The organism is Streptomyces sp. NPDC029164 (assembly GCF_055563995.1).
Window position 1 is genome coordinate 46833 of record NZ_JBVHWW010000047.1, and the last position, 5691, is coordinate 52523.

Here is a 5691-nt window from a genome sequence, read left to right on the forward strand (position 1 = left end):
CTCTTTGGCCCCCTCCCCCCCCCGCCCCCCCTCCAGCCCCCCCCCCCCCGCCCCCCCACCCCCCCTTCCCCCCCCCCCCCCCCCCCCCCCCCCCCCCGGCCGTTCCGTGCCCGAACCCCGAGGAGCAGCATGCGCAGCAACAGAACCGCCACCCTCGCCCTCATCGCGGCCGCCGGCTCCGGACTCCTGCTGGCCCCGCCCGCCGAGGCGGACCGGAGCCACTGCCGCCGGGCGACCGTCGGCCCCGGCTGGTACGGCGACAACCAGGCCCGGCTCCAGGAGCTCATCGACCAGTACGGAAGCTGCAACCCGTACCGGCCCGCCCGCGCCAGACCCGTCGCCGTCTTCGACTGGGACAACACCGTCGTCAAGAACGACGTCGGCGACGCCACCATGTTCTGGCTGCTGCGCAACGGAAAGATCCGCCGCCCCGCCGACTGGGCCGCCACCAGCCGCTTCCTCACCCCGGCCGCCGCCACCGCCCTCGCAGGCGCCTGCGACGCCCTCGCCCGCCCCGGCGCCCCGCTGCCCACCGGGACCCCCGGCGGAGCCGACTGCGCGGACGAGATCAACGCCGTCTACGGGACCGCCGCGACCCGCGCCGGCGCCACCGCCTTCGCCGGCTGGGACCGCCGCACGACCGAGCCCTCGTACTCCTGGCTGCCCCAGCTCATGCAGGGCTGGACCGCCCGCGAGATCCGCGGCTTCGCCGCCGCCGCCCGCGCCGAGAACCTCGCCGCGCCCGTCGGCGCCGTGCAGCAGGTCGGCAGCGGCACCGCCACCGGCTGGGTGCGCTACTACGAGCAGCAGAAGGACCTGATCGGCACGCTGCGGAAGGCCGGCTTCGACGTCTGGATCAGCTCGGCCTCGCCCCAGCCGGTCGTCGAGGTGTGGGCCGGGGGCGCCGGCATCGACGCGGACCACGTCATCGGCATCCGCAACACCACCACCCACGGCGGGAGGCTCACCTCCCACCTGCAGGGCTGCGGATCCGTCCGGGACGGCGCCGACACGATGACCACCTACATCGACGGCAAGCGCTGCTGGATCAACAAGGAGATCTTCGGGGTGCGCGGCGCGGCCGCCGAGAAGGTCCAGCCCGCCGCCCGCCGCCAGGTGTTCGCCGCCGGCGACTCCGACACCGACGTCTCCTTCCTGCGCGACGCCACCGCCCTGCGGCTCGTCGTGAACCGCAACAAGAACGAGCTGATGTGCCGGGCCTACGACAACAGCGACGGCCGCTGGATAGTCAACCCCATGTTCATCGGGCCCAAGCAGCAGAAGACCGGCCCCTACCCGTGCGCGACGACGGGCTACGTCGACCACGACGGCACCAAGGGACCGGTCCTGCGCGGCGACACCAGCGTCATCCCCGACCAGACGGACTCCGTGTTCCAGGACCCGGCCCGCCAGGACACCCCCTAGAGGAAGGTGCGGCCCTCACCCCGGTAGGTCGGGGCGGTGGCCGTCACCCGGTCCGCCTCCACCAGGTGCAGCGTGTCGAAGCGCTCGCACAGCTCGCCCGCCTTCGCGTGCCGGAACCAGACCCGGTCGCCGATCAGCAGATCGTCGGCCGGGCCGCCCAGCAGCGGGGTCTGCACCTCGCCCGCCCCCTCCTGGGAGTCGTAGCGCAGCCCCTGCGGCAGGTACGGCACCGGCAGGCGATCGGCGCCGGCCGCACCCGAGGCCGGGTAGCCGCCCCCGAGCACCGTCACCACGCCCACACCGGGCCTGCGCACCACCGGCTGCGCGAACAGCGCCGCCGGACGCCCGCTGAAGGAGGTGTAGTTGTCGAACAGCCGCGGCACGTACAGCCCGGACCCGGCGGCCACCTCGGTCACCGCGTCCTCGGCGGCCGTCTGCTGCACACTGCCGGTCCCGCCGCCGTTGACGAACTCCAGGTCCGGTACGACGGCCCGCACGGCCCGCACCACCTCGGCCCGCCGCGCCGCGAGCTCCCGGCGGGCCGCGCCCTGCATCACCCGGATCACCCGGGAGCGCAGCGGCCGGCCGGCCAGCGCGTCCCCGACCCCGGCGACGTGGCCCTCGTACGCCATCAGGCCCACCACCCGGAACCCCGGCCGGGCCGAGACCGTACGGGCCAGCGCGGCCAGCTGCGCCGGCTCGCGCAGCGGGGACCGGCGGGCCCCGACCCGGACGCGGCCGCCGAACAGCTGCAGGGCGGTGTCCAGTTCCAGGCAGACGCGGATCTCCTCGGCGCCCCCGTCGCGGGCCCCGTCGATCAGCTCCAGCTGCGCGGGATCGTCGACCGTCACCGTGACGGCGCCGGCCAGCTTGGCGTCGTTCGCCAGCTCGGCGAAGCCGGCCCGGTCGGCGGACGGATACGCGAGGAGCACGTCCTCGAACCCGGACCGGGCCAGCCACAGCGACTCGGCCAGGGTGTACGACATGATCCCGGCGAACCCCGGCCGGGCCAGCACGCGTTCGAGCAGCGCACGGCACCGGACCGACTTGCTGGCGACCCGGACCGGCTTCCCGCCGGCCCGGCGCACGAGGTCGTCGGCATTGGCGTCGAAGGCGTCGAGGTCCACGATGGCCAGCGGCGCGTCCAGGTGCGCGGTCGCCCGGTCGTACCGGGCGCGGTCGGCGGCGGGGGAGTTCATGGGCGGCAGCTTGCCAGAGGTCTCTACCGGTGGGTAGGGGTCGGCGGCCGCCGGAGGCGGGGACACCGGCCCCGCGGAGCCCCGCCGCAGACCCCGTAGAGTACGGGCAGGCAGCCGTACGGAACGGGGGGCGGAGCCGCCGGATGACCACGACGACACCGCGGACCACGATTCCGGGCGAGCCCGATCCCTGGTCCCCGCCGCCCCAGCCCGCGCACGCCCCGCCGCGCCGCCACCCCGGACGCGTCCTCGCCGCCGCGCTCTGCCTCCTCCTCGGGGGCGGCCTCGTCGGCGGAGCCGCCGTCACCACCTGGGCCGAACACCGCGCCGCGAACCGCCCGTTGCCCGCCGACGCCGCCTACCGCAAGGCCGAGTCGCTGTGGCGGGCCGCGCCCGTGGACACCCTGCTCCCGCCCGTCCTGGCCGGCCCCGCCGCCGGCCCCGGCGGCTCCGACCGCGCCTGGACCCGCGTCGCGCTCGCACCCGACGCCGACTGCGCGGCCGCCCTGGCCGCCGACTGGCAGGACCTGTTGGCCGGCGCCGGCTGCACCCGCGTGCTCCGCGCCACCTACACCGACGCCACCCGCAGCTCCCTGATCACCGTCGGCCTGGTCTTCACCCCCGCCGACGCCGCCGAGATGACCGCCCTCACCGGCCGGGTCACCGCCCCGCCCGCGTACGGATTCCCCGACGGACAGCGCGCCGCCTGGACCGCGTCCGTACTCGACGAGGCCCCCGTCGTGGTCTACGCCGTCTCCGCCTTCGCCGACGGCCGCCCGCTGGACGCGCCCCGCCCCGCCGAGGACCTGATGAAGAAGGACGCCACCGGAGCCGCGGCCCAGGCGGGCCTCGGACACGAGGCCAAGGCGGTCGCCGCCCGCATCGGCGAAGGCGTGGCGCTGCTCGCCGCTCCGCCCGCCACGCCCGCGCCGAAGGCCGGCCGATGACCCCGGGACGGGCACTGGGCCGGGCCGCCGCAGCCCTCACCGCCGCCGCCCTCCTCACGGCCGCCACCGCGGTCCCGGCCGCCGCCGACACCATCCGCGACCGCCAGTGGGGCCTGCTCGCGCTCCGCGCCGAGGAGGCCTGGGGCACCACCCGGGGCGACGGCGTGACCGTCGCCGTCCTCGACACCGGGGTCGACGACTCCCACCCCGACCTCGCGGGGCAGGTCCTCGAAGGCACCGACCTCATCGGCATGGGCGCCGGCCGCGGCGACCGCGCGTGGGCCCGCCACGGCACCGCCATGGCGAGCATCATCGCCGGGCACGGCCACGGACCCAGCCGGGGCCAGGGCGTCCTCGGGATCGCCCCACAGGCGCGGATCCTGCCGGTCCGGGTGATCCTCGAAGAGGGCGACCCGGGCCGCGGCAAGGCCCGCGACAGCAAGGGCGGGGCCCTCGCGGAGGGCATCCGCTGGGCCGCCGACCACGGCGCCGACGTGATCAACCTGTCCCTCGGGGACGACAGCGACTCCGCCCACCACGAGGCGGGCGAGGACGAGGCCGTCCAGTACGCGCTCGCCAGGGGCGTGGTCGTCGTCGCCTCCGCGGGCAACGGCGGCGAGACGGGCGACCGCGTGTCCTACCCGGCCGCCTACCCGGGGGTGATCGCCGTCACCGCCGTCGACCGCCGCGGCAAGAAGGCCAAGTTCTCCACCCGCAACTGGTACGCCACCGTCAGCGCCCCCGGCGTCGACGTGGTCATCGCCGACCCCGACCGCTCGTACTACGAGGGCTGGGGCACCAGCGCCGCCGCGGCCTTCGTCTCCGGCGCCGCCGCCCTGATCAAGGCCGAGCACCCGGACCTGTCCCCGGCCCAGATCAAGAAGCTGCTGGAGGACACCGCCTCCGACTCACCGGCCGGCGGCCGCGACGACGCCCGCGGCCACGGCACGGTGGACCCCGTCGCCGCCCTCCAGGCCGCCGAGTCGATGCAGGCCGAGGCCGCGGTGCCCGCCCCCGCCGCGGCCGGACGCACGTACTTCGGCCCCGGCCCCGAGCCCGTCCGCCCGCCCGAGCGCGGTGCCCGGCTCGGCGCCCCCGCGGCCGCGGTCGCCGGAGCGGTGCTGCTCGTCCTGGCCGCCGTACTGGGCCGGCGCCCGCGGCGGGGCACCCGGGGCCGCGATCACGGGCCCCTCACGGCACCTTCGCACCAGGCACAGTAGGGTCGGGTAACTGTGGCGAACATGGCGAACAAGAACATTCCCGACCCGGGCTTCTCCGACGACGACGGCTCGGCCGATCCCCGGCTGACCGCGGCCCTGGCCGCCTGGTCCGAGGACCGGGCCAGGGAGCCCGAGGTGCTGGCCGCCCTCAAGGGGGCCCGGCTGCTGGTCCCCGTCGTCGCCGTCCTCGGCGAGGTGGAGACCGACCCGGAGACGGGCCTCAAGCGCGAGAAGACCAGCGACATGGCCGTCCCGACGCTCCGGGCCGGCGACCGGCGGGCCCTGCCCGCCTTCACCTCGACCGCCTCGCTCGCGCTCTGGGACCCGGCCGCCCGCCCGGTGGCGGTCCCGCTGCACCAGGCCCTGGCCGCCGCCGCGCACGAGAAGGCCGACACCGTCGTCCTGGACCTGGCCGGGCCCGTCGCCTACCAGCTGACCGGCCCCGCGCTGCTGGCGCTCGCCGAAGGCCGTACGGACGCAGACCCGCTGGCCGACCCCGCCGTACGGGAGGCCGTACGGGTCGCCGTGTCCGCGGAGCCGGCCGTACTCCGCGCCCACCTCGGCCCGGGCGGCGCGGACGCCGACGGCACCCTCGCGATCGTGCTGGCCGGCGGGGCGCAGGCGCCCGCCGCGGCCCGCCGCGTCGCCGAGGCCCTGGCGGCGGACACCACCCTGCGGGCCCGGCTGGTGCGCGGGCTGGACCTGGCGCTGCTGCCGCCGGACGCGCCGGTGCCGCCGGGTGAGGCGCTGTTCACCCGCTGAGCGGAGCAGAGAAGAGGGGAGGGGGGGGGGGGGGGGGGGGGGGGGGGGGGGGGGGGGGGGGGGGGGGGGGGGGGGGGGGGGGGGGGGAGGGGGGGGGGGGGGGGGGGTAGGGGTGTGGGGGGGTGGCGTGGTGTCGGG

The 5691-nt window shown here is 77.2% G+C and carries 5 protein-coding genes; 4 read left to right on the forward strand and 1 reads right to left on the reverse strand.

The window, feature by feature from the left end; translation table 11 throughout:
* Positions 1-129 precede the first annotated feature (129 nt).
* Positions 130-1425, forward strand: coding sequence for a haloacid dehalogenase-like hydrolase (locus ACZ4VT_RS33630; protein WP_467955190.1), 1296 nt, complete (start codon positions 130-132; stop codon positions 1423-1425).
* Here the strand turns inward: ACZ4VT_RS33630 and ACZ4VT_RS33635 are convergent.
* A complete protein-coding gene (locus ACZ4VT_RS33635; RefSeq protein ID WP_467955191.1) occupies positions 1422-2624 on the reverse strand; it encodes an amino acid deaminase/aldolase in 1203 nt (400 codons plus the stop codon). The genes ACZ4VT_RS33630 and ACZ4VT_RS33635 overlap by 4 nt on opposite strands.
* Positions 2625-2767: 143 nt before the next feature.
* Between ACZ4VT_RS33635 and ACZ4VT_RS33640 the strand changes: the two genes are divergently transcribed.
* From ACZ4VT_RS33640 to ACZ4VT_RS33650, 3 genes are read left to right on the forward strand one after another with little or no spacing between them, the layout of a single operon-like run.
* Positions 2768-3571 (forward strand): hypothetical protein, encoded by an 804-nt coding sequence (locus ACZ4VT_RS33640; protein ID WP_467955192.1) that lies wholly within the window; start codon positions 2768-2770, stop codon positions 3569-3571.
* Positions 3568-4791 carry a type VII secretion-associated serine protease mycosin gene (gene mycP / locus ACZ4VT_RS33645; protein WP_467955193.1) on the forward strand — a complete coding sequence of 408 codons (1224 nt, stop codon included), beginning with the start codon at positions 3568-3570 and terminating at the stop codon, positions 4789-4791. The genes ACZ4VT_RS33640 and mycP overlap by 4 nt, the downstream gene beginning before the upstream one ends.
* A 21-nt stretch (positions 4792-4812) precedes the next feature.
* Positions 4813-5553, forward strand: coding sequence for an SseB family protein (locus ACZ4VT_RS33650; protein WP_362815357.1), 741 nt, complete (start codon positions 4813-4815; stop codon positions 5551-5553).
* The last annotated feature ends 138 nt before the right edge of the window (positions 5554-5691 follow it).

Excerpts from the sequence above, each read along its gene's own strand:
- ACZ4VT_RS33630 (WP_467955190.1), top strand. The coding sequence starts at position 130 with ATGCGCAGCAACAGAACCGCCACCCTCGCCCTCATCGCGGCCGCCGGC.
- ACZ4VT_RS33635 (WP_467955191.1), bottom strand. The coding sequence starts at position 2,624 with ATGAACTCCCCCGCCGCCGACCGCGCCCGGTACGACCGGGCGACCGCG.
- ACZ4VT_RS33640 (WP_467955192.1), top strand. The coding sequence starts at position 2,768 with ATGACCACGACGACACCGCGGACCACGATTCCGGGCGAGCCCGATCCC.
- mycP (WP_467955193.1), top strand. The coding sequence starts at position 3,568 with ATGACCCCGGGACGGGCACTGGGCCGGGCCGCCGCAGCCCTCACCGCC.
- ACZ4VT_RS33650 (WP_362815357.1), top strand. The coding sequence starts at position 4,813 with ATGGCGAACAAGAACATTCCCGACCCGGGCTTCTCCGACGACGACGGC.